Here is a 25,700-nt window from a genome sequence, read left to right as displayed (position 1 = left end):
GCGGTTACGGTGACCGTGGTCCGCGCCGCGAAGGCTTTGACCGTGGCCCGCGTCGTGAGGGCGATGACCGTGGTCCGCGCAGGGAGGGCTTCGACCGGGGGCCGCGTCGTGAGGGTGACGAGCGTCGTCCCTTCCAGGATCGTGGGCCTCGGCGCGAGGGCGGCGGTTACGGTGACCGTGGTCCGCGCCGCGAAGGCTTTGACCGTGGCCCGCGTCGTGAGGGCGATGACCGTGGTCCGCGCAGGGAGGGCTTCGACCGTGGTCCGCGTCGTGAGGGTGACGAGCGTCGTCCCTTCCAGGACCGTGGGCCTCGGCGCGAGGGCGGCGGCTACGGTGACCGTGGTCCGCGCCGCGAAGGTTTCGACCGTGGCCCGCGTCGTGAGGGCGATGACCGTGGTCCTCGCCGCGAAGGCTTTGACCGTGGTCCGCGTCGTGAGGGCTTCGAGCAGGGCCCGCGTCGCGAGGGCTTTGACCGTGGCCCGCGTCGTGAGGGCGATGACCGTGGTCCTCGCAGGGAGGGCTTCGACCGTGGTCCGCGTCGTGAAGGTGACGAGCGTCGCCCCTTCCAGGACCGCGGACCTCGGCGCGAGGGCGGCGGCTACGGTGACCGTGGTCCGCGCCGCGAAGGTTTCGACCGTGGCCCGCGTCGCGACGACTCCTACGGGCCTCGTCGCGAGGGCGGCTACCGCGAGTCGCGCCCGTTCTCGCGGGACGACCGCGGGGAGCGTCCGGGCGGTGGCACCCGTGCCAGGTACGGCAGGGAGGAGCGCGACTCCGACGCCCCGCAGCGCGAGAGGCTGCCCGAGGTGGCGCCCGACATCACCGCGGAGGAGCTGGACAAGGAAGTACGCGAGGAGCTGCGTTCCCTGCCCGGCGACCTCTCCGACCTGGTCGGCAGGCACCTGGTCGCCGCTGAGCGCGCCCTGGAGGAGGACGATCCCGACAAGGCGCACGAACACACCAAGGTGGCACGCCGGTTCGCGGCTCGCATCGGTGTCGTACGTGAGGCTGCGGGCATCGTCGCCTACCGGGCCGGACACTTCTCCGAGGCGCTCAGCGACCTGCGTGCGGCCAGGAGGATGACGGGGTCGGATGCGTACCTGCCGGTCATGGCCGACTGCGAGCGCGGTCTGGGCCGTCCGGAGCGGGCCATCGATCTCGTACGTTCGCCGGAGGCGGAGCGCCTTGACCGGGCCGGACGCATCGAGCTGACCATCGTCGAGTCCGGCGCCAGGCGTGACCTGGGCCAGCAGGACGCGGCCGTGATCACCCTCCAGCGTCTGCCCGAGCTGCGCGACCCGCAGCCCAAGCCGTGGTCGGCGCGCCTCGCGTTCGCCTACGCGGACGCCCTGGCCGACGCCGGGCACCAGGAGGCGGCCACCGACTGGTTCGCGCGGGCGATGGCCTTCGACGAGGACGGCGAGACGGACGCGGCCGAGCGGTACGCCGAGCTGACCGGAGCCGTCATCGAGGACGTCGAGGAGGACTTCGAGGAAGACCTCGACTCCGAGGACGACTTCGACGACGCCGGTGTCGCCGACGAGGGCAAGCTGGCTGAGGAGGAGGAAGAGGACACCGAGGCCCTGGCCGAGGCGGACGACCTCCTGGAGCCGGAGGCCACCGAGACCCCTGAGGCGGCCGAGCCTGAGGCCGCCGTGAGTCCCGAGGCGGCAGAGCCCGAGGCCGGCAAGCCGACGGACACCGCTGAGGAGGACAAGCCGGCCGAGGACAAGCCGGCCGAGGACAAGCCGGCCGAGGCCGAGACGCCGGGGATCACGCCCGCGTTCATCGAGCCGGACTTCGGTGACGTGCTGGAGGTCGAGACGGGCGAATCCGCTCAGGACCGGCCGAAGAAGAACGACGAGTAAGTGTTGCTGCTCCGCCGTGCCCTGATGGTCTGGGGTACGGCGGAGCTTTTGTCTCAGGCGAGGTGTGGGCTCGTCATCGTTCGACGCGGTTGAGCCAGTGGAGGATGCCCGCGACGTTCGACGGGGCGCCGCTCAGCAGTTCGAACTGCTCGGCTGTCACGTCGTCCGACTGCAGGGCGGTGTAGCGCTCCTTGGTGCGGTCGCGGACCATGGCGACCGCGTGATCGAGGTCCAGGCCCTCCGAATGTGCCTGGCGGGTGAGATCCACCCAGACGCGGAGCTCTTCGGCGGATCGCTCAAGCGTCTCCTGGACGGCGCCGACCGGGCCGTAGTGGCTGAACAGCAACCGTTGCGGACCGAGCGCCTGGAACAGGGCGATCGAGTCGAGGGCCGTCTGAAGGTCGAAGTCCGGTGGCGGCGTGGCGGGGCGCAGGTCGCCGGTCTGGGGCAGGTACACGCCCGCGGCGTCCCCGACGTACAGGTCGCCGGTGGCGGAGTCGATCAGGCCGACGTGGTGTTTGGCGTGGCCGGGGGAGTAGTGGCTGCTCAGCGTGCGGCCGTTGCCCAGGTCGATGGCGCCGGTGTCGCCCAGGGCGACGATACGTTCGGCTTCGGTGGGGGACAGTTCGCCGAAGAGGGTGTCGAGCTGGTCGCCCCAGACCATCCGGGCACTGGCCATCAGACGCGACGGATCGGCCAGATGGCGCGCGCCCTTCTCATGCACCACCACCTGGGCGGACGGGAAGAACTTCGCGATGTCCCCCACGCCGCCCGCGTGATCCAGGTGGATGTGGGTCACGACCACCGTGGCCAGGTCGTCCGGGCCGACGCCGAGCGAGGCGAGCGCGTCGCGCACCACGGGGGACGAGGTCGAGGTGCCCGTCTCCACCAGGCACGGCCGGTCCCCCAGGATCAGATAGCCGGCGGTGATGCCCGAGTATCCGGCCATCTTGGTGTCGATCTCATAGACGTCGCCGCCTAGTGCGGTGATGTTGTCCACAGGAACTCCCGCGCGTACATCCGTTATCCCCAGAACGACGTTCGTATCGATCCGGGCTTCCCTTCATCGTAGAGAGTGATCTCCGCCGGAACACAAACGGGAGGACGTCAATGGATCGGAACGAGGTCGTGCTCGCGGGGCGGTTGTCCGCGGCGGTCGAGGAATACGCGATGCCGAGCGGCGACATGGCCACGAAGTGGCGGGTCATCGTACGCCGCCGGCGCAGGCACAGGCGGGGCCCGGCGCTCACGGACAGCATCCCTTGTGTCACGTTCGATCCCGAGGTGGCGGAGACCGTGCGAGGCCTCAAACCGAGGGACTTCGTCGAGGTGACGGGCGCCTTCCGCTGCCGGGTCTTCGGTCCGTCCGCCGCCAAGGTCTGGCGGTACGAGGTGGAGGTGAGCGCCGCCAGGCCGGTCGAGGAGCCGGTTCCTGAGCCGTCCCAGGAGATGGCTCCGAGCCAGGGGCCTCGGAAGGTGGCTCAGTTGGCCGGGGCGGGTGGCCAGATCTGATGCCCGGTCCGGGGCCGGGTTCCGTCGCGGGCGTGGAGGGTCGGCGGCACGGGGTGAGGCGAGCAGGTGAGGGCGTGCGGGGTCAGTCGATGGCGAACGTGCGTAGCACCAGGCCGGTGCGTGGTTTCGGTCCGAAGGAGGTGGACTTGCGGGGGACTCGTTCGCCGCCCGCGGCCACCGCCAGCACGTCGTGAACCATGAGCGGTTTGAGGATGACGGCTGTGCCGCCCGTCTGGATCGCGAGCCGCAGCGCCGCCTCGGTGTCGTGGTGGACGATGCGTACGGCCTGGTCGTCGTCCTCCATGCCCCACACCTTGGGCAGGATGAACTCGGTGAGGATGGAGGTGTTGAGCGAGTTCCAGCGCTCCGAGTGATGGTCGGGCATCGCCAGGTTGAGCTGCACCGGGTCGGGGTCGGTGAGCAGGTGGGTGCCGCTTTCTCCGGCGAGCAGGAAGGCGGGCTCGGGAGCGTTCTCCAATGCCTCCAGGCCCTGCCGCAGGTCGTCGTGGTCGTGCACCTGCCAGGCGCCCCTCGCCCTGGCGGCGGCCTCGGTCAAGGGGAGGCCGGGGATGACCCGGTGGATGGCCTTGAGATCGGGTGGGTAGGCGGTGGAGTCGACGATCAGGGCCAGTCCGAAGTCCCAGGGGCCCAGCGCCCGCCGGGGCTCGGCCGGGGCGGAGACCGGGGCCTCCGAGGGATGGGCGAGGTGGTCGGTCAACTCGTGACGGATCGAGGTGACCGGGCTGGGAGTGGGGCTTGCCGGGTGGTCCGTCGCGGTGGGAATGCTTGGGGGAGCGCTGAGGGAGATGTCCCGAGAGCTCTGGGGAAACGTGTCCTGGGGGGTGTGCAGAGGGGCTTCTTGTGGCACGGCGTTGGGCGTGGCCTGGTGAGTTCCGTCCCGAAGGGCTTGGCGGGCGGCGTGTTCCTGGCGCTGCAGGACGCGGTACGTCGCGTACCGGTGGTGGCCGTCGGCGATCAGGGCCTGACGGTTGCGCAGGTCGGCGTTGATCGCGGCGATCTCGTCCTGGTCGGTGATCGCCCACAGCCGGTGGGTGAGGCCGTCCTCGGTTCCGGCCGTGACGAGGGGCGGTCGCTTGGCGGCCACCTCGTCCACCAGACGGGTGGCCCTGCCGTGGTCGCCGTTGTAGAGCAGGAAGATGGGTTCGAGGTTGGCCTCGGTGGTGCTCATGAGGGCCAGGCGGTCGGCGATCGGGCCGGGCATGACGTCTTCATGGGGGAGAATGACGCGCTCGGCCGGGTCGATGAGGCCGACGTCGCCGATCAGGCCGCGCTGGAGGATGTGCGGGCCGCTCTGCTCGTACACGTACAGGGCGGGGGTGTCGTCGGCCACCAGGACGCCGGCGTCCAGCCAGGCCCTCAGGGTGTCCCTGGCCTCGGCGTAACGGGCTTCGAGCGGCACCTCGGGCCGGTGGTGAATCCTGGAGGGGGGGCCGGCCGGGCCGCGAGGAGGGCTGCCTTCGGCGGAGGGTGTCGCTTCGGGGTTGCAGGGAAGGATGAGGCGGACGACGTTGTTCGGGTGAGAGGCAAGGAGAGCTTCGACGTCCGCGTCGCTGATCAGGTCGTACGGTGGGGAGGTCACCTTGGCGGGATCTTCGACATCGAAACGTACGCCTCGGAAGGGCCGTAGCACCAGTCCGTCCGGCACCGGCAGTTCAGGAGTCCCCATACCGGGCATGCTCCCATAAAAGCTTGCGCCTACCAGGAGTTGCCCCAATCGTTTGCTGTCGCGCCCCTATCGCGGCGGAGCGGGAGCGAGGTTCGTCGTCCGGCGATGAAGGAGTCCTCACGCATGGTTCAGGGCGGAAATGGTCACGATGAGTCCTTGGGCGGCGTTCCTGGGGGCGGTGTCTACGACTGGTATCAGCGTGGTGTGAAGTTGCTGAAGGAGGGGAGTCCCGCGGCTGCCGCGGCATTGCTGGAGCGGGCGGCTGCGGCTGAGCCACAGTCGCGGAGCATCCTTGAGGCATTGGCTCGGGCGCAGTTCAACTCCCGCCAGTATGCGGAGGCCGCGGCCAGCTTCCGGCAGATCGTGGATGCGAATCCGGCTGAGGATTATGCGTATTTCGGGCTGGGGTTGTCGTTGTGGCGTACGGGGGACCTGGAAGGGGCTCAGGAGCCGCTCGCCATCGCGGTGGCCATGCGGCCGGACGAGCGGCATTACGTATCGGCTTTGAAGAGTGTGCGCGCGACGTTGAGGGCTCGCCGGGAGATGTAGGGGTTTAGGGCGCGGACAGGGGCCCGCCGTCGTGCAGTGTCATTGCTCGGGTGGATCTTTTCGGGCCCGATCGGTGCCACCTCAGATGTGCGCTGTCAGGCGGGGAACGTTGCTGGGCGGGCGGTGCCTGCCGCATCTCGGGCCTGACGAGGGCTCTGTGCGGTCGAATGTGCCGCGCCCACGTCTGCGTGGACTCCGGCCGCCGACGGCGACTGATGTTCCTGGCTACTGCGACGATGCTGTCCGGCGCCTCAGGAAGGACTGTCCGGGCCGTCATGCGTCGCCTGTGACGTGACTCTCCACATGGCCGACTGCTTAAAGGGGCCGGCTCAGCTCTGGCGGGTGGTGTTGGCGAGGATTGCGGTGCGGAGGTAGGTGGCGAGGCCGGGGGAGGTGCGGTCGAAGGTGGCGGTGAAGCGGGGATCGGAGGCGTACAGGTCGGCGAGGCCGCGGTGGTGGTCGTACGTGCAGTCGTAGAACCAGCGGGAGATGTGGGCGCGGTGTTCTTCGGCCAGGTCCATCGCAAGGTCGCTGTCGGCGGGGATGTCGGCGTTCATCGCATCGGCGAGGCGGGCCGAGAGGGTGGATGCCTCGGCTTTGTACCGCTGCCAGTCCTCCTTCGTGTAGGACGAGGTGCGGCGCGCGGATTCGGTCCAGGCACGCGTGTCACCCCAGCGTTCCTCGGCCTCCGCCGAGTGTTCGTCGTGGGCGAAGTCACCGAAGAGTTCGGTGCGTTCGTCGGTCGTCAGGTTGAGTGTGCGGGGCATGGTCGTCCTTCCAGAACGGGTTCCCCGTCAGGGCTTCCTGTGGCGGGGTACGAAGGCGACGCTAAAGTCTCACGCGGCGTGAGAGTCAAACGGGAAGAGGCGCTGTGCTGATTGACGGCTATGACACCTTGCTGCTCGACCTCGACGGTGTGGTCTACCTGGGACCGCACGCCGTGCCCGGGGCAAGTGAGGCGCTGGAGGCGGCTCAGGGCAAGGGCGTGCGGCTCGCCTACGTGACCAACAACGCCTCCCGCACGCCGGCCGCCATCGCCGCCCACCTGCGGGAACTCGGCGTCCCGGCCACGGCGGCCGATGTCGTGACCTCGGCACAGGCGGCCGCGCGAGTGGTCGCCGAGCGGGTGGCTCCTGGCGCCGCGGTGCTGGTCGTGGGCGGGTCGGGGCTGCGGGTGGCCGTACGTGACCATGGGCTCAGGCCGGTGTCCGTCGCGGCCGAGTCGCCTGCCGCGGTGGTTCAGGGGATCGCTCCGGGTCTGTCCTATGCCTTGCTGTCGGAGGGGGCGCTGGCCGTACGGCAGGGGGCGTTGTTCGTGGCCTCCAACGGTGACAGCACCATGCCGACCGGGCGCGGCGAACTGCCCGGGAACGGAGCCATGGTCCGGGTCATCGCCGCTGCCACCGGGGTCGAGCCGGTCTATGCCGGTAAGCCGGATCCGCCGTTGCACCGGGAGTCGATGATCCGTACGGGCGCCCGGCGGCCGCTGGTCGTGGGGGACCGGCTGGACACCGACATCGAAGGAGCCTCCAACGCGGGCGTGGAGAGCCTGCTGGTGCTCACCGGGGTGGCCACCCCGCTCGACGTGCTGACCGCTGAGCCCCGGCACCGGCCCACGTACCTGGCCGAGGACCTCGGTGCGCTGGTCCAGCCCCATCCCGAGGTGCGGGAGGGGGCCTGCGGAGGATGGCGGGCGGAGTGGCGGGACGGGGTGCTGCGCCTCGAAGGAGACGGCAGCCGGATCGACGGGCTGCGCGCGGCCTGCGACGCGGCCTGGGCGGCGGTCAGGGAAGGCCGGGTCGGCGAGGACGCGGTCAAGGAGGCCCTGAAGCGCGTCGGGTGAGGGCCGGGCCGGGGGCCTCCCCAGATCGGCCTTCCTTGTCGATCGGCGACCTTGCATCAAGTGACCGAATCGGTGGCGTACTCTCCCATGGCCCGCAGCACGCCGGACGCGAACACGGACGGCGTGCTGATCATGGAGGAGCGAGTAGGGAGCGATCGTCAGGGCGGGTCGCCGGGGGCGACGTGGCCGCCGGAGGGCGGCTCGCCGATCGGGGGCCGAGGGGTAGGGATGCTGTTCGCCTGTCGCCTAACAGTTAACGAATGCGTTGAACAACGGAACCGGTCAGATCAGCTTGCGCAGGCGTAGCAGGTCGCCGAAGCTCGCGTCGATCTTCACCCGCCCCCCTAGCAGGGCGCGGGCCAGGTCCAGTTCGCCGTCGACCAGCGCGATCAGGTCGTCACTCGCAATGGTGATCTTCACATCGGCCGGTTTGCCCCCGGCCGGCGTTTCCTCGGTGAACGGGTCGAGCCCCCCGTGGTGCAGCCGCCCATAGAAGGTCACACCGAGGTCGGACACCCGGGCGCTGACCGTGCGCTCGACCACGTGTTTGGCACGATCCTCCGCGCCGATCTCGTCGAACTGGGCGACGAGCCTGGCCAGTGCCGCCCGGCACTCCTCGACGCTTGCCATGTTGGGCATCCTTTCTTTCCCTTTGCGGTCGGTAGCGTTCCACATCACTAGCACCCCCGTATGAGCTTCAACGCGTGACACGCCTGCCAAGGTCCCGGGCGCTCGCCCGAGGCGTTACGGTCGAGTCATGGGTGAGCTGCCGGAGGAAACCGGAGACGAGCGGGTCGACGCCATCGTGGCCGGTCTCGGTCGTGTGGGCGAGCTGCCGGTCAACGAGCACGTGGCGGTGTTCGAGGAGGCGTTCGCCGGGCTGGAGTCCACTCTCGCGGGTGCGGGCGACGAAGCGCTGGGCGAGCGGTGAGCCGGAGGATTCGCCTCGACAGCGAGCTGGTGCGCCGAGGTCTGGCCAGGTCGCGTGAGCAGGCCGCCCAGCTCATCGAGGCCGGGCGGGTCAGCGTGGGCGGGCAGCAGGCGAGCAAGCCCGCGACCCAGGTCGACACGGCCTCGGCCATCGTCGTCGCCGAGTCGGCCGACGGGCCCGACTACGTTTCGCGCGGAGCGCACAAACTTCTCGGGGCGCTGGAGGCGTTCAAGAGCCTGTCGGTGGAGGGGCGCAGGTGCCTCGATGCGGGGGCCTCCACGGGAGGCTTCACCGACGTGCTGTTGCGTCACGGCGCGGCTCACGTGCTCGCCGTCGATGTCGGCTACGGTCAGCTCGCCTGGTCGCTGCGCACCGACGAACGGGTGACCGTGATGGAACGGGTCAACGTGCGCGATCTGACCCCCGACATGGTCGGCGAGGCGCCCACGCTGGTCGTGGGCGACCTGTCGTTCATCTCGCTGCGGCTCGTGCTGCCCGCGCTGGCGCAGGTCGCCGCGCCGCGGGCCGACTTCGTCATGCTGGTCAAGCCGCAGTTCGAGGTGGGCAAGGAGCTCGTGGGGGCGGGCGGCGTGGTGCGCGACCCCGAGCTGCGGGCCCGGTCGGTGCGTGACGCCGCGGCCAAGGCGCGGGAGCTGGGGCTGAGCGTGCGGGGCGTGACCGCGAGCCCGCTGCCCGGTCCGTCCGGAAATGTCGAATATCTGCTCTGGCTAGGCAAAGGAGAGGGTGAGCCCCCCGTCGCCGAGCTCGATGCCGAGATCCAGCGTGCCGTCGCAGAAGGGCCGCAATGAACCGCACCGTGCTCGTCGCCGTCCACACCGGGCGGGGGGCCGCCGTCGAGAGCGCCCGCCTGGTCATCGACCGGCTGGTCCAGGCGGGCATCAACGTACGCGTCCTGGACACCGAGGCCGTCGACATCGGCTGCGGCGGGGTTGAGGTCGTCCCCAGTGACGATCCGGGCTCGGCCAAGGACGCCGAGGTCATGATCGTGCTCGGCGGCGACGGCTCGCTGCTGCGCTCGGCCGAGCTGGCCAAGCCCGCCGGCACGCCCCTGCTCGGCGTCAACCTCGGGCACGTCGGGTTCCTGGCCGAGGCGGAGGTGGCCGACCTGGCCTCGGCGGTCGACAGCGTGGTGGCCGGGCGCTACGACGTCGAGGAGCGCATGACGATCGACGTCCTGGCCAGGCAGAACGGCCGGGTGATCGCCGACACGTGGGCGCTCAACGAGGTCACCGTGGAGAAGCAGGAACGCATGCTGGAGGTGGTCGCCGAGATCGACGGGCGGCCGCTGTCCCGCTGGGGCTGCGACGGCGTGATCTGTGCCACTCCTACCGGTTCGACGGCGTACGCGTTCTCGGCCGGCGGGCCGGTGGTCTGGCCGGAGGTGGAGGCGCTGCTCCTGGTGCCCATCAGCGCCCACGCGCTGTTCGCCCGGCCGCTGGTGGTCTCGCCCCGATCGACGATGGCCGTGGAGATCCTGCCGGACACTCCCGGCGGCGTTCTGTGGTGCGACGGCCGACGCCGTTTCGAGCTGCCCTCGGGCTCGCGTGTGGAGGTTCGCAGGGGGGCCGAGCCGGTCCGCCTGGCCCGCCTGCACGGCGTGGAGAACACCGGTGCCCCCTTCACCGACAGGCTGGTCGCCAAGTTCGAACTACCGGTTCAGGGATGGCGCGGGAGAGTGCGACCCTGAATGAATGGAGGGGAGAGCGCGTAGGATCCCATGGGCAACAGGTGTCCGGACACAACCAACCGGCCATCAGGCACGGCAGTGACGGGAGTGGGCAGTGCGACCAAGGGTCGAGGAGGTCCGCATCCAGGGGCTCGGCGTCATCGACGAGGCCGTACTTGAGCTCTCGCCGGGCTTCAACGTGGTCACCGGCGAGACCGGCGCGGGCAAGACGATGGTCGTCACGGGGCTCGGGCTGCTGTTCGGCGGCCGGGCCGACCCCTCGCGCATCCGTCCGGGGGCCGACAAGGCGACCGTGGAGGGCACGCTCGTCGTCGAGCCCGGCGGCCGGGTCGCCCAGCAGGTCGAAGACCTCGGTGGCGAGGTCGAGGACGGCGAGCTGATCATCTCGCGCGCCGTCTCGGCCGAGGGCCGCTCCAGGGCCTGGCTCGGCGGGCGCACGGTGCCCGTCGGCACGCTGACCTACCTGGCCGACGACCTGGTGGCCGTGCACGGGCAGATGGACCAGCAGCGGCTGTTGCAGGCCGCCAGGCAGCGCGCCGCGCTCGACCGTTACGCCGGGAACGAGCTGGTCAAGCCGTTGCGGGCGTACTCGCAGGCGTACAAGCGGCACAAGCAGGTGGGGGCGCTGCTCGACGAGCTGACCACCAAGGCCAGGGAGCGCGCCCAGGAGGCCGACCTGCTGCGGTTCGGCCTGGAGGAGATCGAGAAGGTCGACCCCAAGCCGGGCGAGGACGTCCACCTGCGCGAGGAGGAGGAGCGCCTCTCGCACGCCGACGCGCTGCGCAGCGCCGCGACCACGTCCCACACCGCGTTGCTCGGCGATCCGATGGAGGCCGCCGGCGGCGCCCGCGACGTGATCTCGCTGCTCGGGGAGGCCCGCGCGGCCGTCGAGGCCGTGCGCGACTTCGACCCCCAGCTCGCCGGCGTGGCCGACCGGCTCGCCGAGGCCGGATACCTGATCTCCGACGTCGCCACCGACCTGGCCGCCTACGCCGAGTCCATCGAGGCCGACCCGGCCCGCCTGGCCTCCGTCCAGGAGCGCAGGTCCGTGCTGGGCAGCCTGATCAGGAAGTACGCCGAGGACAGCGCCGGGGTGCTGGCCTGGGCCCAGCAGGCGGCCACCCGCCTGGGCGAGCTCGAAGGCGACGACGAGCGCATCGAGGAGCTCACCCGCGAGCACGAGGAGCTCACCACCAGGCTCACCACCCTGGCCGCCGAGCTCACCAAGGTGCGCGAGGCCGCCGCGGAGCGCTTCGGCCAGGCCGTGACCGACGAGCTGACCGCGCTGGCCATGCCGCACGCCCGGGTCGTGGTGCAGCTCACCCAGAGCGCCGAGTTCGGGCCGGAGGGCGTCGACGAGGTGGAGCTGCGGATGGCCGCGCATCCGGCCGCGCCGCCGCTGCCGCTCAACAAGGGCGCCTCCGGCGGCGAGCTGAGCCGCGTCATGCTCGCCATCGAGGTCGTGTTCGCCGGTGCCGACCCGGTGCCGACGTTCGTGTTCGACGAGGTCGACGCGGGGGTCGGTGGCAAGGCCGCGGTCGAGATCGGGCGCCGGCTGGCCCGGCTCGCCCGCACCGCGCAGGTGATAGTCGTCACTCACCTCCCGCAGGTGGCGGCCTTCGCCGACCAGCATCTGGTCGTCGAGAAGGCGAGCGACGGCAGTGTCGTGCGCAGCGGCGTCGTCACGCTCAACCACGAGGGGCGCGTACGCGAGCTGTCCCGCATGCTGGCCGGTCTGGAGGACTCCGAGCTGGGCCGGGCACACGCGGAGGAGCTGCTGGGACTCGCAGCGGCCGACAGGTGATTCGGTGTGACATAGTGGACACGCCGCGTAGTGCTTGGCCTCCGCGCTGTTTCCCTCTGGCAGGATGGTCATGATGAAGGTTCCGGGGAGCAAGATGCCGGGCCTCCGTGGCAGGAAGGTCGGTGACCTTCCCGGTGTGACGGCAGTGGCGAGAATCGACCGGCGAACCAAGAGGCTCACCAAACGCCTCCAGCCCGGGGAAATAGCGATTATCGACCATGTCGACGTTGACCGGGTCAGCGCGGAGGCGCTCGTCGCATGCGGCGCGGCGGCTGTGGTCAACGTCGCCGCGGGCATCAGCGGCCGCTATCCCAACCTGGGCCCGCAGATCCTGCTCGACGCGAGTGTGCCGTTCGTCGACAACGCCAACCCCGAGCTGTTCGAGCGCGTCAAGGACGGCGACGTCGTCCGCGTGAACGAGGGTGTCATCTACCTCGACGACGACGTCGTGGGCAAGGGCGACGAGCAGACGACCGAGGCCGTCGAGGCCGCCATGGCCGAGGCACGCGCCGGGCTCGCCGTGCAGATCGAGGCTTTCGCCGTCAACACGATGGAGTACGTTCGCGGTGAGGGCAAGCTTCTCATCGATGGAGTCGGCGTGCCTGAGATCCGCACCCCGATGGAGGGCAGACATGTCCTCATCGTGGTGCGCGGTTATCACTACAAGGAAGACATCGCCACCCTTCGCCCATACATCAGGGAATACCGGCCCGTCCTCGTCGGCGTCGACGGCGGCGCCGACGCGCTGCTGGAGGCCGGCTACCTCCCCGACGTGATCGTCGGCGACTTCGACTCCGTCTCCACCAAGGCGCTGACCTGCGGCGCAGAGCTCGTCGTGCACGCCTACCGCGACGGCCGCGCGCCCGGCCTGGAGCGGGTGCACCAGCTCGGCCGCGAGGCGGTCATCTTCCCGGCCACCGGCACCAGCGAGGACATCGCGATGCTCCTGGCCGACGACAAGGGCGCCGAGCTGATCGTCGCGGTCGGCACCCACGGCACCCTGGAGGAGTTCCTCGACAAGGGGCGCTCCGGCATGGCCAGCACCTTCCTGACCCGGCTGATCATCGGCAGCAAGCTCATCGACGCCAAGGGCGTGAGCAGGCTCTACCGTAGCCGCATCACCACCCCGCAGCTCCTGCTGCTCGTGATCACCGCGCTGATCACCATGGGGGTCGCCCTCTTCCTGTCACCGCTCGGCCAGACCTGGCTGAACGGCCTGCAAGACGTCTGGAACGCATTCATCTTCTGGCTGGTCGGACTCTTCTCGTGATCGATTTTCGCTACCACGTCGTCTCCATCGTCGCGATCTTCCTGGCGCTGGCCGTCGGGATCGTCCTGGGCACCACGCTGCTGCAGGAGCCCGCGGTCAAGTCCGCGCAGGAGATCAGCGCGCAGCTCACCAAGACGAAGGACGAGTTGCGCGTGCAGATCGACCAGCTCCAGGGCCGCGAGGCGGGCAACGGCGCCTTCGTCGCCAGCGTCACGCCGAAGCTGGTGGCCGGCGAGCTGACCGGCCAGCACGTGCTGCTGGTCGAGACGCCGGGTTCGAGCACCGCGTTCCGCGAGGCCGAGCAGCAGGTGCTGGAGGAGGCGGGCGCGGAGGTGAGCGGACGCGTCACGCTGACCGAGAAGTTCTTCGACCCCGATCGCAGCGGCGTGCTCGACGGCCTGGTCAACCAGCTCAAGCCGGTCGACATGGTCTTCCCGTCCACGGCGACCGTCTGGGACAAGGCGGGCGCGCTGCTCGCCTCCACACTGCTCACCACCGACCAGGCCCAGGCGGGCACGCCCAACGCCGCGACCGCCGCCGTCCTCAGCGGGTTCGAGGCCGGCGGGCTGGTCAGCATCGACGGCGACCCCGCCAAGCGGGCCATGCTCGCGGTGATGTTCGCGCCGGAGAAGGCGTACGAGGGGGAGCAGGCCGAGACCCAGCTCGGCGCGCTCGTCTCGGTCGCCGACCGGCTCGACGCGGCGGGCAAGGGCGCGGTGCTGGCCGGCAGCGCCGCCAACACGGCTGTCACCGGGGGCGCCGTCAGCGCCCTTCGTGACGACGGCGACGTCTCCAAGCGCGTGTCCACCGTCGATACCGTCGATATGCCCGCGGGCCGGGTCGTGGTCGTCTACGCTCTCCGGGAGCAACTGAACGGGCGCGCCGGCCAGTACGGCATCGGCAAGGGGGCCTCGGCCACCCAGCCCGCGTTGCCGACCACCACGCCTTCACCGACCCAGTCAGGGAGCTGACATGGCCCGTGGCCTGCTCTACGCGCTGGCCGGCGCCGCGATCGGCGCCGCCGCCGCCCGTGCCGCCTACTCCGCCTTCACCCGGAACCGTCCGGCCGACCTGGGCGGGCGCTGGACGCGCAAGAACCACCGCGGCGAGCCCATCACCCTGCTGGAGGGGCCCGCGTTCGTCGCCGGTTCCGGCGTGGCGGCCGCGCTCACGCCTGGCCTGACGCCGCGTACCCGGCTGGCCGCGGTGCTGGCGGGCGTCGGCACCGGCGCCCTAGGGGCCTACGACGACCTCTACGGCACCACGTCCTCCAAGGGCTTCAAGGGCCACCTGACGGCCCTGACCCGTGGCGAGGTCACCAGCGGCGCCGTCAAGATCCTCGGCATCGGGGCCACCGGGCTCGGCGCCGCCGCCCTCGTCTCCGACGGGCCCGTGGACACGCTGGTCAACGGTGCCGCCATCGCGGGCGCGGCCAACCTGGCCAATCTGTTCGACCTTCGTCCCGGGCGGGCGATCAAGGTCGGGCTGCTGGCCGGCGGGCCGCTGCTGGCGGTCTCGCTGCTGCGGTCGTCGCCCGCCGCCGCGGCCCTGGCCGCCGTGCCGCTGGGGGCCGCCGCCGCGCTGCTGCCCGACGACCTCGGCGAGCGCGCGATGCTCGGCGACGCGGGCGCCAACTCGCTCGGCGCCCTGCTCGGGCTGGCCGCGGTCACCAAGCTCGGCAGGCCGGGCAGGCTCGTCCTCCTGGGCACGGTCGCCGCGCTCACCGCGGCCTCGGAGAAGGTCAGCTTCACCAAGGTCATCGCCGCGAACCCGGTGCTCAACCGGATCGACATGCTCGGGCGGCGTCCCGTCGACCCCGTGTGACCCTCCGCGCGCGATTGTCGGTGGCACCTGCCAGGATGTCCGCGTGACCGGATACTGGGCGGGGGAGGCCGGGTGCGGAGCGTGACGGCGCGGGGTGTGGCGGGTGGCGCCCTGCTCATCGGGGCGATCACCGTGCTGGCGCGGATCGCCGGCTTCGTCAAGCAATACGCCTTCGCCCAGACCGTCGGCACCAACTGCCTGTCCACCGCCTACATGACGGCCAACCAGATCCCCAACATCGTCTTCGAGGTCGTCGTCGGGGGCGCGCTGGCGGGCATGGTGGTGCCGGTGCTGGCCGGGTCCGCCGCCTCGCGCGAGCGCACCGGGCACATCAGTTCGGCGCTGCTGACGTGGGTCGTCGTGGTCCTGGTGCCGCTGGGGGCGCTCACCGCGCTGTTCGCCCGGCCGGTCATCGGCCTGTTCCTCGGCGAGGCCGTCCACGGGTGCGACACGGCCCATCTCGTCGCCCTCGCCACGCGGATGCTGGTCGTCTTCGCCCCCCAGATCCCTCTGTACGGCGTGGCCGTGGTCCTCTACGGCGTGCTGCAGTCGCACAGTCGCTTCGCCGGGCCCGCGGTCGCGCCGCTGGTGTCCAGCATCGTGGTCATCGTGGCGTACCTGTTGTTCGTGCCGCTCAGCGGGGGGACGGCCGACCCGGCTCAGCTGCCTGGGCCCGCCGAGCTGGCCCTGTCGGTGGGCACCAGCCTGGGTGTGCTCTCGCTCGTGCTGACCGTGCTCGGGCCCGTGTCGCGGCTGGGGCTGCGGTGGCGGCCCACCTTACGCTTCCCCGACGGCGTGGCCGGGCAGGTGCGCAGGCTCGCCCTGGCCGGGATCGCGGCGCTGCTCGCCCAGCAGGCCGCCATGATCGTCGTGGTGCTGCTGTCGAACAAGGCGATCGGCAACGGAGCCCTCACCGTCTACAACTACGCGTGGGCGATCTACCTGGTGCCGTACGCGGTGCTGGCCGTGCCCATCGCCACCAGCGCGTTCCCCCGGTTGTCGGCGCAGGCGGGTGACGCGGTCGCGTTCTCGGCGCTGGCGGCGCGTACGACGCGGGCCGTGGTGCTGGTCACGGGGCTGGCCGCCGGCGTGCTGGCCGCCGCGTCGGGGCCCGGGGCGGTGGTGTTCCTGGGAGGCAGGAGCGAGGTGCCGCCGCCTCAGCTCGCCCTGGCGATCGCGTTGTTCGCGCCGGGTATCGTCGGCTACGGGCTCATCGCCCACCTGAGCCGGGTGCTCTACGCGGCCGGGCTCGGGCGGGCGGCGGCCACGGGGACTGTGGCCGGGTGGCTGGTCGTCATCGTCGCGCAGACCGTGCTGGTGCTGGTGCTGCCCGCCGAGTGGAAGATCGGCGGCATGGCGCTGGGGATGAGCCTCGGCATGACCGCCGGTGGGGTGCTGCTGCTCGCGTCCGTGGTTCGGGCGCGGGGGAGCGGGGCCGCAGCGGGGCTTCCCAGGGCCGCAGGGGCGGCGGTCGGTGGTGGCGTGCTGGGGTACCTGGCGGGCGCGTGGGTGGTGGGGCGGCTCGGTGTCTCCGGTATCTGGCCGAACGTGGGTGCTGTGGTGCTGGCGGCGGTGGTGGCCGTGGTGGTGGGGGTTGTTGTCGTGGTTGCGGTGGACCGGTCGGACGCCAGGGCGGTGGCCGGGCTGTTCAGGCGGGGCGGCTGATCCTCTACGGCGGGTCCGCTGCTCTGCGGGGGCGGTTCATGGTCTCCTGCGGTTCCTGATCTTCCGCGATGAGGGGCCTGGAGGTGAGGGGCCTGGAGGTGAGGGGCCTGGAGGTGAGGGCCTTGAAGTGAGCGGTCGTGCGGGGTGACCCGGCCTTTACGGTTTCGGCTTTGAGATGTGGTCGCGGGTTCCGTTGAGGATCTTGGAGGGGTCTTGCGGGTGGCTTTTGTGATGGGCACCACGTCCGGTGGTACCGGGCGGCATGTACGGATGCTCGTCGAAGGGCTGGTGCGGCGCGGGCATCAGGCGGCGGTCGTGGGGCCGGGGAGTGTCGAGGAGGCGTTCTCCTACCGGGAGGCGGGAGCCACGTTCGCCGAGGTGCCCGTGTCCGATCGGCCGCATCCGCTGAACGATCTGCGCGCGGTGCTCGCGATTCGGCGGCTGACGCGGGATGCCGACGTCGTCCACGCTCATGGCCTCCGTGCGGGGGCGCTGGCGAGCCTGGCGCTGCGGGCGATCAGGCCGCGGACGTCGAAGCGCGCGGGGGCCGAGTACCAAGAGACAGGGCGTCAGGGGATCGGATCGCAGGAGGCCAGGGGCTCAACGCCGGCAGGGGGCTCGTCGGGAGGGAAGGGGCCGGGGGTGGTGGTCACGTTGCACAACGCGCTGACCGCCGGCGGTTTCGTGGGATTCGTCTACGGGGTGCTGGAGCGGATCGTGGCGCGGCGGGCCGATCGGGTGCTGGTCGTCTCGCCGGACCTGGCGGAGCGGATGACCGCCCTGGGAGCCCGGAAGGTGGGAGAGGCGGTGGTGCCCGCGCCCCCGCTCCGCCCGGCCCGGCGTACGCCGGAGGAGGTTCGGGACGAACTGGGGGCGGGCGACCGTCCCCTGGTGCTCACGATCGCCCGGCTCGCCCAGCAGAAAGGACTCGACACCCTGCTCGACGTGGCGGCGGGGCCGTGGGAGGGCCCGATGCCCCTGTTCGCCGTGGCGGGTGAGGGGCCGCTGCGGGAGGAGCTCCAGGACCGGATCAGGGGGCGGAGCCTGCCCGTGCTGCTGCTGGGAGACCGGGGCGACATCCCCGACCTGCTCGCGGCCGCCTCCGTCGTGGTCAACTGCAGCCGCTGGGAAGGGCTGCCGCTCAGCCTCAGCGAGGCCCTGATGGCGGGCAAGCCGGTGATCGCGTCAGGCGTGGGCGGGATCCCGTGGCTGGTGGGCGACGCCGGGATGCTCGTGCCGTACGGGGACGCCGAAGGGCTGCGGAGCGCGTTGCGGAAGGTCCTGGACGAGCCGCGGGTCGCGCGGACGCTGTCGGAGGCGGCGACGCTGCGGGGACGGGAGTTGCCGGATGGTGACGATGCCATGGAAAGCGTACTCGGGGTGTACGAGGCGGCAAGATCGTATGGATGATGGGAGCAAAGTGTCGGCGTATACTGCGTGGGTTAGGGAGGGGAGTATCCCTTCGCGACAGCCTCGTCATCACGGTGCAGCCCCGCTCCACGGGGCCCCCGGGGCTGCCGGTCCGCGTTGTTCGCGGGCGGGAGAGACCTCCGGCAATGAGTCATGCATGCCGGAGGGTTTGAACCGTGACCGTACCTGTGTGGGCCTGGATCGCCGTCATCGGCGGTCTGCTCGTCGTCCTCGCCATTGACCTGTGGATCGTCGACCGCGGTGAGGCCCGTGAGTTCTCCATGCGGCAGGCCGGATATTGGGTCACCTTCTATGTCGCCCTGGCCGCGTTGTTCGGTGTGGGGTTGTGGGCCACGTTCGGGGCCGACAAGGCGGGGGAGTTCTTCGCCGGTTACATCACTGAATACAGCTTGAGCGTCGACAACCTGTTCATCTTCTTCATCATCATGAGCCGGTTCGCGGTGCCGCGGCCCTACCAGCACAAGGTGCTCCTGGTCGGCATCGTGCTCGCGCTGGTCATGCGGGGCATCTTCATCGCGCTCGGGGCCGCCGCGCTCGAACGGTTCAGCTGGCTCTTCTACGTCTTCGGCGCCTTCCTCGTCTACACCGCCGTCAATCTGATCCGGCAGCACCTCAAGGGCGAGGAAGAGGAGTTCAACGAGAACATCCTGCTCAGGTGGGTGCGCCGGGCGTTCCCGACCACCGAGGGGTACGTCGGTTCCAAGGTCACCGTCAAGATCGACGCACGCCGCATGGTGACCCCCATGCTCATCGTGATGATCGCCATCGGAACCACCGACCTGCTGTTCGCCCTCGACTCGATTCCGGCCATCTTCGGGCTCACCAAGGACCCCTACGTCGTCTTCACGGCCAACGCGTTTGCCCTGATGGGGCTGCGTCAGCTTTACTTCCTGCTGGGCGGGTTGCTGCAGCGACTCGTCTACATCAGCTATGGTTTGGCGTTCATCCTCGGGTTCATCGGGGTTAAGCTGATAATGGAGGCGTTGCATGCCAGCGGCGTCTCCTGGGCACCCGAAATTCCCATCTGGGTGTCGCTCACGGTCATCGGCTCCACCATGGCGATCACCACGGTTGCGAGCCTGATCAAGGCCCGCATGATGAGCGGCGAAGGCGAGCAGACGCACCCGGAGCAGGTCTAGCGGAACGGCTATCGAGGCGCTTTGCTTGTGTAGTTGCGCCGTGTAATAGTTGCGAGTTCCGTAACAGCATGGCAAAGCGCCTAGTCCAGTCACCATCAAAGGTTGTACGTGTCAGACGATTCTGCTAAGTCGAGCCGCGTCCGGCTCGCGCGCGGGGTCTCCCCGTGGCTCCTCCCGACGGCGGCCGCGGCGGCCGCCACCGCGCTGCTGACGCGCCGAGACCGGCGCTGGGCCCTGGCTGCGGCCCCGCTGGGTGCGCTCACCGGTGGCATGCTCTGGTTCTTCCGCGACCCCGAGCGCACTCCAGGCGAGGGGCGCATCCTGTCGCCCGCCGACGGCGTGGTGCAGAGCATCGACCCCTGGCCGGACGGCCGCACCCGCGTCGCGATCTTCATGAGCCCCCTGAACGTGCACGTCAATCGTGCCCCTCTTGCGGGAAATGTCACGTCCGTGCAGCATGTGGCAGGTGGGTTCCTGCCGGCGTTCAACAAGGACAGTGACCAGAACGAACGCGTGGTGTGGCATTTCGAGACCGCGCTGGGCGACATCGAGATGGTGCAGATCGCGGGCGCCGTGGCGCGCCGGATCGTGCCGTACCTGAGCGCTGGGGCCAAGGTGGCGCAGACCGAGCGCATCGGTCTCATCCGGTTCGGGTCGCGGGTCGACATCTACCTTCCCGAAGGCATCTCGCCCGCGGTCTCCGTGGGTGAGAAGACGGTTGCGGGGGTGACCAGAATTGACCACGGCTGACGCCGGCAGCTGGCAGGCGGGCGAGGAAGAGCCCCGCGGTCCTGTGGGCAAGGCGTTCCGCCTGTCCGCCGCGGACTCGCTCTCGCTGGGCAACGCGGTCTGCGGGTTCCTCGCGGTCTGCGTCCTGGCCTATTCGGCGATCCAGCAGCTCACGGTCGCCGACGGCAAGTTCACGCCGACGCCGAGCTACTTCGCCACCGCCATCGTCCTGCTGCTCATCGGCGCGACCTGCGACCTGTTCGACGGGCTCGTCGCGCGGCGCTTCCGCGCCTCGGCGATGGGCGCCGAGCTGGACAACCTGGCCGACGTGATCAGCTTCGGGTTCGCACCCGCGTTCATGGTCGTGATCTGGGGTGTCGGCGCGCCGCCTTCGGTGCCGTTCATCGCGGTGGTCACCGCCGCGGCGGCCGTGCTGGTCGCCGGTGTCGTACGCCTGGCGCGCTTCGCGTGCGTCAAGACCAAGAGCGGCGACTTCATGGGCCTGCCCATCCCGATGGGCGCGATGACCGTGATCTCGATCGTGCTGCTGTTCCAGCCCAGCATCTGGGCGCTGTTCGCGGTGCTCGGCGTGGCCTGGCTGATGGTCAGCCGCATCGAGTACCCCAAGCCGAAGGGGCAGCTGGCGGCGGTCGTCCTCGGCTGGATCATGGTGAACGTGGCGTTCCTCACGGTCTGGGTGGCCTGGCCGGAAGGCGGCGACCTGCCCATCAAGATCGGCGCGACCATGCAGATCGCGCTCGTCGCGGCCATCCCGCTGCGCATGTTGTTCTACAAGCGGGAGCTGCGCAAGGAAGCCGAGCGAATCGGCAACTAGGGGATTTTTCATCCATCTTCGGCTTTGATGGATCCATGTCGGCTACGCCACGCGAGCACACGCGGACGTACTATCTCGGCAAGCTGGCCACGGAGCTGGAGCAGCGCGGGCTGACCGCCACCTTGCGGGCCTATCCGCCCGCGCTGAGGATCAGCGATCCCGACACCGCGCTGCTGGCCGAGACGATCGACTGCGTGCCGCTGCCCGAGGGCTGGTTCTACCGCTGGTCGTGGGGTGAGCTCGTCGGCCTGGCCGACGATCCGGCCCTGGCGGCCAGCCGCATCGTGCGCGTGCTGGCCGCGGGACGGTGAGCTACCAGCCCCTGGCCTTCCACTCGGCCAGCGAGGGACGTTCGGCGCCGAGCGTCGTGTCCCGGCCGTGGCCCGGGTAGACCCACGTGTCGTCGGGCAGGCGGTCGAAGAGCCGCTCGGACACGTCGGTGAAGAGCCGCTCGAACCGCTCCGGGTCCTTGCCGGTGTTGCCCACCCCGCCGGGGAACAGGGAGTCGCCGGTGAACAGGTGACGGCCGTCGGGGCCGCCGTCGTAGAGCAGGGCGATCGAACCCGGGGTGTGGCCGCGCAGGTGGATGACCTCCAGGCTGACCGGGCCGAGGGAGATCGTGTCGCCGTGCTCGACCGTGCGGCCGGCCGGGACGGGCAGCGCGGGCGCGTCGAGCGGATGGGCGATCACCTCGGCGCCGGTGACCCGGGACACCTGTTCGAGGGCCTGCCAATGGTCGCCGTGCTGGTGGGTGGTGACGACCGCGCCGAGCGGCTGGTCGCCGACGAGCGCCAGCAGCCGGTCGGCGTCGGCCGCGGCGTCGATCAGCAGCTCCTCGCCGGTCTCGGTGGAACGCAGCAGGTAGGCGTTGTTGTCGTGGGGGCCGACCGCCAGCTTGGAGATGGTCAGGGCGGGCAGCTCGCGCACGTCGGCGGGGCCGCCGACCTGGACGTCGCCGGTGTAGGTCATGGATAGTCCTTCGGGGGCGTCGCGGGCAGATCAGCGGGGGCCGGCATCGTCAGCCACGGCGGCGGCTCGGGAAGGAGCGCGCCATCGTCACCGGGCGTCGACGGCTGTCCCGCGGGCACCAGGGTAACGCCCTCGCCGTCCGACCTCCCTGTCAACCAGGCCAGCATGTCGACCGGCGCGCCCTGGACGGCGGGGCCCTGACCGAGGTTCTGCCACCTTTGCCCCGGCTTGCCGGTCAGGACGACCTCGCTCACCGTGCTGCTGCCGTACGGCCAGGAGTGGCGGAGGTCGTGCAGTTCGCGGTGGACGAACGTTCGCGGCCAGTCGTGCGGGCCGTACCCCGCGTCGAGGTCGACGTGGTGCATGCCCACCTCGCGAAGGCGGCGTACCAGGATGTACCAGGCAGGATGTGACGGCGGTCGCATGCCATGGACGGGCGTCCGCCACGCCTCGGCGGGCAGGTCGCGGATCGCGGCGGACAGGCGGGCGGCGCTGTCCGCCAGGTCGGCCAGGTGCCGGGCGGCCGGCCGGGCGGCGGCGGCCTCGATCTCGGCGGCCCTGGCCTCCACGGACGGGTACTGCGGGGTCTCGACGCCCGTCCGCGCCCAGGTCAGGAGGTTGAGGTGGGAGCCCGCGTTGCCGGTCAGGTGGGCGAGCACGTGCCCTCTGGTCCAGCCGGGCAGCAGGGACGGGGCCGTCACGTCGGCGTCGGACAGGGACGCGGCCGTGGCCAGCAGCCGGTCGGTCGCGGAGGCCAGTTCGGCCTGCACCGCGGGTAGAACGGTCATGTCCAGATATTTCCCCATCTAGGGGGCAGGTGTCGCGGTCGGGCATAAAGCAGCAGGTCAAGTGGTTGACTTGCAAAGGGCTCCTGCCGACGCGGGAGATGGCCGTAACCTGTGAAGGACGGATTTTCGGGGGCCGGGGATCGGCTCGCCGAAAATGTCGGTGCCCCCGTCTACCATCCCCCGTGGACCTATCCGCCTTTCGACCTCCGGGATCGCCGTGGCAGACCGCCTGATCGTGCGTGGTGCACGAGAACACAACCTCAAGGACGTCTCGCTGGACCTGCCGCGAGACTCGCTGATCGTCTTCACCGGCCTCTCCGGCTCCGGCAAGTCGAGCCTGGCCTTCGACACGATCTTCGCTGAGGGGCAGCGCCGCTACGTCGAATCCTTGTCGGCCTACGCCCGCCAGTTCCTCGGCCAGATGGACAAGCCCGACGTCGACTTCATCGAGGGCCTGTCGCCCGCGGTGTCCATCGACCAGAAGGCCACCAGCAAGAACCCCCGCTCGACCGTCGGCACCATCACCGAGGTCTACGACTACCTGCGTCTGCTGTGGGCGCGCATCGGCAAGCCGCACTGCCCGACCTGCGGCCGTCCGATCGCCCGGCAGCAGCCGCAGCAGATCGTCGACCGCGTCATGGACCTGGAGGAGGGCACCCGCTTCCAGGTGCTCGCCCCCGTCATCCGCGGCCGCAAGGGCGAGTACGCCGAGCTGTTCCGCGAGCTGCAGACCAAGGGCTTCGCGCGGGCCAGGGTCGACGGCACGGTCGTGCGGCTGGAGGAGCCGCCGACGCTGAAGAAGTACGAGAAGCACGACATCGAGGTCATCGTCGACCGCCTGTCGGTCAAGGAGTCCTCGCGCCGCCGGCTCACCGACTCCGTCGAGACCGCGCTGCAGCTGTCCGGCGGCACGATCACGCTGGAGTTCGTCGACCTGCCGGAGGACGACCCGGGCCGCGAGCGCTTCTACTCCGAGCACCTCTACTGCCCCTACGACGACCTGTCGTTCGAGGAGCTGGAGCCGCGCTCGTTCTCCTTCAACTCGCCCTTCGGCGCCTGCCCCGAGTGCACCGGCCTCGGCACCAAGATGGAGGTCGACCCCGACCTGGTGGTGCCCGACCCCGAGCGCACGCTCGGCGACGGCGCGCTGCACCCCTGGTCGGGCGGCCACACCAGCGAATACTTCGTCAGGCTGATCGAGGCGCTCGGCCACACCGTCGGGTTCACCCTCGACACGCCGTGGGAGCGGCTGCCCAAGAAGGCCCAGAAGTCGCTGCTGTACGGCCACGACGAGCAGGTGCACGTCCGGTACAGCAACCGTTACGGCCGCCAGCGCTCCTACTACACCACCTTCGACGGCGTCATCCCCTGGGTGCAGCGCCGGCACGCCGAGGCCGAGAGCGACGCCACGCGCGAGCGCTTCGAGGGCTACATGCGCGAGATCCCGTGCCCGGCCTGCAAGGGCGCCAGGCTCAAGCCGGTCACCCTCGCCGTCACGGTCGACGACAGGTCGATCGCCGACGTCGCGGCCATGTCGATCGGCGAGTGCGCCAAGTTCCTGGCGGAGCTGAAGCTGTCCGACCGCGACATGCACATCGCCGAGCGGGTGGTCAAGGAGATCAACGCCCGCATGGGCTTCCTGCTCGACGTCGGCCTCGACTACCTCACCATGGACCGCGCCGCGGCCACCCTCGCCGGTGGCGAGGCGCAGCGCATCCGGCTGGCCACGCAGATCGGCTCCGGGCTGGTCGGCGTCCTCTACGTGCTGGACGAGCCGTCCATCGGCCTGCACCAGCGCGACAACATGCGCCTGCTCGACACGCTGATCAGGCTGCGTGACATGGGCAACACGCTGATCGTCGTCGAGCACGACGAGGACACCATCGCCGCCGCCGACTGGGTGGTCGACATCGGTCCGGGCGCCGGCGAGCACGGTGGCCAGGTCGTGGTCTCCGGCACCGTCCAGGAGCTCCTCGCCAGCGAGGAGTCCATGACCGGCCAGTACCTGTCGGGCCGCAGGAGCATCGCGATCCCGGCCAAGCGCCGCAAGCGCGACAAGAAGCGGCAGATCACGGTCAAGGGCGCCCGCGAGCACAACCTCAAGGGCGTCGACATCGAGTTCCCGCTGGGCATGTTCACGGCGGTGACCGGGGTGTCCGGGTCGGGCAAGTCGACGCTGGTCAACGACATCCTCTACAACGCGCTGGCCAAGGAGCTCAACGGCGCCCGCACGGTGCCGGGGCGGCACTCGCGCATCAACGGCATGGACCAGGTGGACAAGGTCGTGCACGTCGACCAGTCGCCGATCGGCCGTACGCCGCGCTCCAACCCGGCCACGTACACCGGGGTCTTCGACCACGTGCGCAAGCTGTTCGCCCAGACCGCCGAGGCCAAGGTGCGCGGCTACCAGCCGGGGCGCTTCAGCTTCAACGTCAAGGGCGGGCGCTGCGAGGCGTGCGCGGGCGACGGCACGATCAAGATCGAGATGAACTTCCTGCCGGACGTCTACGTCCCCTGTGAGGTATGCCACGGCGCCCGGTACAACCGGGAGACGCTGGAGGTCCACTACAAGGGCAAGACGATCGCCGAGGTGCTGGACATGCCGATCGAGGAGGCGCTGGGCTTCTTCGACGCGATTCCGGCCATCAAGCGGCACCTGCAGACGCTCAACGACGTCGGCCTGGGCTACGTACGGCTCGGGCAGCCGGCGACCACGCTGTCCGGTGGTGAGGCGCAGCGCGTCAAGCTCGCCTCCGAGCTGCAGCGCCGCCAGACCGGGCGGACGATCTACGTGCTCGACGAGCCCACCACCGGCCTGCACTTCGAGGACATCCGCAGGCTGCTCGGCGTGCTCGGGCGGCTGGTCGACGGCGGGAACACGGTGATCGTCATCGAGCACAACCTCGACGTCATCAAGACCGCCGACTGGATCATCGACATGGGCCCCGAAGGCGGGTCCCGTGGCGGCACGCTGGTGGCCACGGGCACGCCGGAGGAGGTGGCGCTGGTCAACGAGAGCCACACCGGGCGCTTCCTGAGGAAGATCCTCTCACTCTGAGGCAGGCGGCGGCCCAGGTGTGGCGACGTTGCGCCTTGAGCCGGACGGTGGCGGCTCGGGCGTGACGGCGGTTGCCGTCGGTCAGGTGAT

Annotated in this window: 25 protein-coding genes; 18 read left to right on the top strand and 7 right to left on the bottom strand. The window is 70.4% G+C overall.

What is annotated here, in order from left to right:
* A partial coding sequence (locus ACWCSU_RS45060) for a hypothetical protein (protein WP_449942547.1) occupies positions 1–902 on the bottom strand: 902 nt, incomplete at its 3' end.
* Between ACWCSU_RS45060 and ACWCSU_RS45055 the strand changes: the two genes are divergently transcribed.
* The gene (locus tag ACWCSU_RS45055) at positions 807–1,868 is read left to right on the top strand and encodes a hypothetical protein (RefSeq protein ID WP_449942546.1); all 1,062 of its coding nucleotides are present in this window, start codon (positions 807–809) and stop codon (positions 1,866–1,868) included. The two genes, ACWCSU_RS45060 and ACWCSU_RS45055, sit on opposite strands and share 96 nt — an antisense overlap.
* A 73-nt stretch (positions 1,869–1,941) precedes the next feature.
* On the opposite strand, the gene ACWCSU_RS45050 is transcribed toward ACWCSU_RS45055, so the two are convergent.
* Positions 1,942–2,868, bottom strand: coding sequence for an MBL fold metallo-hydrolase (locus tag ACWCSU_RS45050; RefSeq protein WP_352326199.1), 927 nt, complete (start codon positions 2,866–2,868; stop codon positions 1,942–1,944).
* 110 nt (positions 2,869–2,978) lie between these two features.
* Between ACWCSU_RS45050 and ACWCSU_RS45045 the strand changes: the two genes are divergently transcribed.
* The gene (locus ACWCSU_RS45045; protein ID WP_449942545.1) at positions 2,979–3,380 is read left to right on the top strand and encodes a single-stranded DNA-binding protein; all 402 of its coding nucleotides are present in this window, start codon (positions 2,979–2,981) and stop codon (positions 3,378–3,380) included.
* A gap of 82 nt (positions 3,381–3,462) precedes the next feature.
* Here ACWCSU_RS45045 and ACWCSU_RS45040 read toward each other — a convergent pair whose 3' ends face one another.
* Positions 3,463–5,046, bottom strand: coding sequence for a DUF1015 family protein (locus tag ACWCSU_RS45040; protein ID WP_449942552.1), 1,584 nt, complete (start codon positions 5,044–5,046; stop codon positions 3,463–3,465).
* Between the two features lie 144 nt (positions 5,047–5,190).
* Here ACWCSU_RS45040 and ACWCSU_RS45035 point away from each other — a divergent pair, with 144 nt between their 5' ends.
* On the top strand, positions 5,191–5,616 hold the full coding sequence (locus ACWCSU_RS45035; protein WP_357705715.1) for a tetratricopeptide repeat protein: 426 nt from the start codon (positions 5,191–5,193) through the stop codon (positions 5,614–5,616).
* A 329-nt stretch (positions 5,617–5,945) separates the two neighbouring features.
* Here the strand turns inward: ACWCSU_RS45035 and ACWCSU_RS45030 are convergent, their stop codons facing one another.
* Positions 5,946–6,383 carry a TipAS antibiotic-recognition domain-containing protein gene (locus ACWCSU_RS45030; protein WP_449942544.1) on the bottom strand — a complete coding sequence of 146 codons (438 nt, stop codon included), beginning with the start codon at positions 6,381–6,383 and terminating at the stop codon, positions 5,946–5,948.
* Between the two features lie 104 nt (positions 6,384–6,487).
* Between ACWCSU_RS45030 and ACWCSU_RS45025 the strand changes: the two genes are divergently transcribed.
* Positions 6,488–7,459, top strand: a complete 972-nt coding sequence (locus tag ACWCSU_RS45025; RefSeq protein WP_449942543.1) for an HAD-IIA family hydrolase — start codon at positions 6,488–6,490, stop codon at positions 7,457–7,459.
* Between the two features lie 282 nt (positions 7,460–7,741).
* On the opposite strand, the gene ACWCSU_RS45020 is transcribed toward ACWCSU_RS45025, so the two are convergent.
* Positions 7,742–8,089: an SCP2 sterol-binding domain-containing protein gene (locus ACWCSU_RS45020; protein ID WP_357705718.1), complete on the bottom strand. Its 348-nt coding sequence runs from the start codon at positions 8,087–8,089 to the stop codon at positions 7,742–7,744.
* A 127-nt stretch (positions 8,090–8,216) separates the two neighbouring features.
* On the opposite strand from ACWCSU_RS45020, the gene ACWCSU_RS45015 reads away from it, so the two are divergent.
* The 13 genes from ACWCSU_RS45015 to ACWCSU_RS44955 all read left to right on the top strand — a co-directional run bounded on the left by ACWCSU_RS45015 (position 8,217) and on the right by ACWCSU_RS44955 (position 21,106).
* Positions 8,217–8,390, top strand: a complete 174-nt coding sequence (locus ACWCSU_RS45015; protein WP_357705719.1) for a hypothetical protein — start codon at positions 8,217–8,219, stop codon at positions 8,388–8,390.
* Entirely contained in the window at positions 8,387–9,199 is an 813-nt protein-coding gene (locus ACWCSU_RS45010) for a TlyA family RNA methyltransferase (protein ID WP_357705720.1), read from the top strand. The genes ACWCSU_RS45015 and ACWCSU_RS45010 overlap by 4 nt, the downstream gene beginning before the upstream one ends.
* A complete protein-coding gene (locus tag ACWCSU_RS45005) occupies positions 9,196–10,098 on the top strand; it encodes an NAD kinase (RefSeq protein ID WP_357705721.1) in 903 nt (300 codons plus the stop codon). Before ACWCSU_RS45010 ends, ACWCSU_RS45005 begins: the two co-directional genes overlap by 4 nt.
* A gap of 94 nt (positions 10,099–10,192) precedes the next feature.
* Entirely contained in the window at positions 10,193–11,902 is a 1,710-nt protein-coding gene (recN, locus tag ACWCSU_RS45000; protein ID WP_449942542.1) for a DNA repair protein RecN, read from the top strand.
* 73 nt (positions 11,903–11,975) lie between these two features.
* The gene (steA, locus tag ACWCSU_RS44995; RefSeq protein WP_449942551.1) at positions 11,976–13,172 is read left to right on the top strand and encodes a putative cytokinetic ring protein SteA; all 1,197 of its coding nucleotides are present in this window, start codon (positions 11,976–11,978) and stop codon (positions 13,170–13,172) included.
* A complete protein-coding gene (locus tag ACWCSU_RS44990) occupies positions 13,169–14,143 on the top strand; it encodes a copper transporter (protein ID WP_364098511.1) in 975 nt (324 codons plus the stop codon). The genes steA and ACWCSU_RS44990 overlap by 4 nt, the downstream gene beginning before the upstream one ends.
* Before the next feature lies 1 nt (position 14,144).
* Complete coding sequence (locus ACWCSU_RS44985; RefSeq protein ID WP_397044550.1) at positions 14,145–14,996, top strand: hypothetical protein; 852 nt, start codon at positions 14,145–14,147, stop codon at positions 14,994–14,996.
* Between the two features lie 72 nt (positions 14,997–15,068).
* Positions 15,069–16,661 carry a murein biosynthesis integral membrane protein MurJ gene (gene murJ, locus ACWCSU_RS44980; protein ID WP_357705725.1) on the top strand — a complete coding sequence of 531 codons (1,593 nt, stop codon included), beginning with the start codon at positions 15,069–15,071 and terminating at the stop codon, positions 16,659–16,661.
* A gap of 231 nt (positions 16,662–16,892) precedes the next feature.
* Entirely contained in the window at positions 16,893–18,071 is a 1,179-nt protein-coding gene (locus tag ACWCSU_RS44975; protein ID WP_449942550.1) for a glycosyltransferase family 4 protein, read from the top strand.
* Between the two features lie 176 nt (positions 18,072–18,247).
* Positions 18,248–19,231: a TerC family protein gene (locus ACWCSU_RS44970; RefSeq protein ID WP_449942541.1), complete on the top strand. Its 984-nt coding sequence runs from the start codon at positions 18,248–18,250 to the stop codon at positions 19,229–19,231.
* Positions 19,232–19,339: 108 nt separating this feature from the next.
* A complete protein-coding gene (locus ACWCSU_RS44965; protein WP_357705812.1) occupies positions 19,340–19,981 on the top strand; it encodes a phosphatidylserine decarboxylase in 642 nt (213 codons plus the stop codon).
* Entirely contained in the window at positions 19,968–20,795 is an 828-nt protein-coding gene (gene pssA, locus ACWCSU_RS44960) for a CDP-diacylglycerol--serine O-phosphatidyltransferase (protein WP_352364447.1), read from the top strand. The genes ACWCSU_RS44965 and pssA overlap by 14 nt, the downstream gene beginning before the upstream one ends.
* Positions 20,796–20,830: 35 nt before the next feature.
* The gene (locus ACWCSU_RS44955) at positions 20,831–21,106 is read left to right on the top strand and encodes a hypothetical protein (protein ID WP_357705727.1); all 276 of its coding nucleotides are present in this window, start codon (positions 20,831–20,833) and stop codon (positions 21,104–21,106) included.
* 1 nt (position 21,107) lies between these two features.
* Here the strand turns inward: ACWCSU_RS44955 and ACWCSU_RS44950 are convergent, their stop codons facing one another.
* A complete protein-coding gene (locus tag ACWCSU_RS44950) occupies positions 21,108–21,764 on the bottom strand; it encodes an MBL fold metallo-hydrolase (RefSeq protein WP_357705728.1) in 657 nt (218 codons plus the stop codon).
* The gene (locus tag ACWCSU_RS44945) at positions 21,761–22,552 is read right to left on the bottom strand and encodes a maleylpyruvate isomerase family mycothiol-dependent enzyme (protein WP_449942540.1); all 792 of its coding nucleotides are present in this window, start codon (positions 22,550–22,552) and stop codon (positions 21,761–21,763) included. Before ACWCSU_RS44945 ends, ACWCSU_RS44950 begins: the two co-directional genes overlap by 4 nt.
* 217 nt (positions 22,553–22,769) lie before the next feature.
* Between ACWCSU_RS44945 and uvrA the strand changes: the two genes are divergently transcribed.
* On the top strand, positions 22,770–25,610 hold the full coding sequence (gene uvrA / locus ACWCSU_RS44940) for an excinuclease ABC subunit UvrA (protein WP_357705730.1): 2,841 nt from the start codon (positions 22,770–22,772) through the stop codon (positions 25,608–25,610).
* Positions 25,611–25,700: the final 90 nt, after the last annotated feature.

Source organism: Nonomuraea sp. NPDC001699, from assembly GCF_053596455.1.
This window is presented reverse-complemented; position numbering and strand designations above follow the sequence as displayed.

Coding starts and splice junctions, on each gene's coding strand:
- ACWCSU_RS45045 (WP_449942545.1), top strand. CDS start 2,979: ATGGATCGGAACGAGGTCGTGCTCGCGGGGCGGTTGTCCGCGGCGGTC.
- ACWCSU_RS45035 (WP_357705715.1), top strand. CDS start 5,191: ATGGTTCAGGGCGGAAATGGTCACGATGAGTCCTTGGGCGGCGTTCCT.
- ACWCSU_RS45030 (WP_449942544.1), bottom strand. CDS start 6,383: ATGCCCCGCACACTCAACCTGACGACCGACGAACGCACCGAACTCTTC.
- ACWCSU_RS45020 (WP_357705718.1), bottom strand. CDS start 8,089: ATGGCAAGCGTCGAGGAGTGCCGGGCGGCACTGGCCAGGCTCGTCGCC.
- ACWCSU_RS45015 (WP_357705719.1), top strand. CDS start 8,217: ATGGGTGAGCTGCCGGAGGAAACCGGAGACGAGCGGGTCGACGCCATC.
- ACWCSU_RS45005 (WP_357705721.1), top strand. CDS start 9,196: ATGAACCGCACCGTGCTCGTCGCCGTCCACACCGGGCGGGGGGCCGCC.
- steA (WP_449942551.1), top strand. CDS start 11,976: ATGAAGGTTCCGGGGAGCAAGATGCCGGGCCTCCGTGGCAGGAAGGTC.
- ACWCSU_RS44985 (WP_397044550.1), top strand. CDS start 14,145: ATGGCCCGTGGCCTGCTCTACGCGCTGGCCGGCGCCGCGATCGGCGCC.
- ACWCSU_RS44975 (WP_449942550.1), top strand. CDS start 16,893: ATGGGCACCACGTCCGGTGGTACCGGGCGGCATGTACGGATGCTCGTC.
- ACWCSU_RS44955 (WP_357705727.1), top strand. CDS start 20,831: ATGTCGGCTACGCCACGCGAGCACACGCGGACGTACTATCTCGGCAAG.
- ACWCSU_RS44950 (WP_357705728.1), bottom strand. CDS start 21,764: ATGACCTACACCGGCGACGTCCAGGTCGGCGGCCCCGCCGACGTGCGC.
- ACWCSU_RS44945 (WP_449942540.1), bottom strand. CDS start 22,552: ATGACCGTTCTACCCGCGGTGCAGGCCGAACTGGCCTCCGCGACCGAC.